Raw genomic sequence first — 1,604 nt, forward strand, 5'->3', positions numbered from 1 at the left:
GCGACGCTATAGTCACCATCGGTGAGTGCATCGCTCGGGATCACCACCGTGGCGCTACCTGCGTCGACGTCGTCCGTCGTCACGGTATAGGTCACGTCGTCCGCGTTGTCGATCTGCAGGGTAATAGTGTCACCGGCCTGGGTGCCGGCGGTCAGACCAACGCTGGCCTGAACCCCATCGGACAGCTCAGCGGCGTTGACCGTGTCATCTGAAGCCTCGGCGATTGCCAGCGTCGGCGCGTCGGTGCCGGCGTCACCGCCAGGACTGGTGGCATCCACCGTGAAGTCGACACTGCTGGAGGCAGCAGAGCTATTACCGGCAGCGTCGGTAATCACCGCCGCGACGCTATAGTCGCCATCGGTGAGTGCATCGCTCGGAATTACCACCGTGGCACTGCCATTCGAGACGTCGTCCGTCGTCACGGTATACGTCACGTCGTCCGCGTTATCGATCTGCAGGGTAATGGTGTCACCGGCCTGGGTGCCGGCGGTCAGACCAACGCTGGCCTGAACCCCATCGGACAGCTCAGCGGCGTTGACGATGTCATCTGCGGCCTCGGCGATTGCCAGCGTCGGCGCGTCGGTGCCGGCGTCGCCGCCAGGGCTGGTGGCATCCACCGTGAAGTCGACACTGCTGGAGGCAGCAGAGCTATTACCGGCAGCGTCGGTAATCACCGCGGCGACGCTATAGTCGCCATCGGTGAGTGCATCGCTCGGGATCACCACCGTGGCGCTACCTGCGTCGACGTCGTCCGTCGTCACGGTATAGGTCACGTCGTCCGCGTTATCGATCTGCAGGGTAATAGTGTCACCGGCCTGGGTGCCGGCGGTCAGACCAACGCTGGCCTGAACCCCATCGGACAGCTCAGCGGCGTTGACGATGTCATCTGCGGCCTCGGCGATTGCCAGCGTCGGCGCGTCGGTGCCGGCCTCACCACCAGGACTGGTGGCATCCACCGTGAAGTCGACGCTGCTGGAGGCAGCGGAGTTATTACCGGCAGCGTCGGTAATCACCGCCGCGACGCTATAGTCGCCATCGGTTAGTGCATCGCTCGGGATCACCACCGTGGCGCTACCTGTGTCGACGTCGTCCGTCGTCACGGTATAGGTCACGTCGTTGGCGTTATCGATCTGCAGGGTAATGGTGTCACCGGCCTGGGTGCCGGCGGTCAGACCAACGCTGGCCTGAACCCCATCGGACAGCTCAGCAGCGTTGATGCCATCCGCGGCCTCAGCAATCGCCAGCGTCGGGGCGTCGGTGCCGGCGTCGCCGCCAGGACTGGTGGCATCCACCGTGAAGTCGACGCTGCTGGAGGCAGCGGAGTTATTACCGGCAGCGTCGGTAATCACCGCCGCGACGCTATAGTCGCCATCGGTGAGTGCATCGCTCGGAATCACCACCGTGGCACTGCCATTCGAGACGTCGTCCGCCGTCACGGTATACGTCACGTCGTCCGCGTTATCGATTTGCAGGGTAACGGTGTCACCGGCCTGAGTGCCGGCGGTCAGACCAACGCTGGCCTGAACCCCATCGGACAGCTCAGCGGCGTTGACCGTGTCATCTGAAGCCTCGGCGATTGCCAGCGTCGGCGCGTCGGTGCCGGC

1 protein-coding gene is annotated in these 1,604 nt (G+C 64.4%); it reads right to left on the reverse strand.

From position 1 onward, the window contains the following. Positions 1–1,604, reverse strand: a 1,604-nt coding sequence (locus tag KUV72_RS19675; RefSeq protein WP_222239513.1) for a beta strand repeat-containing protein, incomplete at both ends; no start/stop codon positions are given.

Source organism: Halomonas sp. DP4Y7-1 (assembly GCF_019800705.1).
Classification (GTDB): Bacteria; Pseudomonadota; Gammaproteobacteria; order Pseudomonadales; family Halomonadaceae; genus Halomonas; species Halomonas litopenaei_A.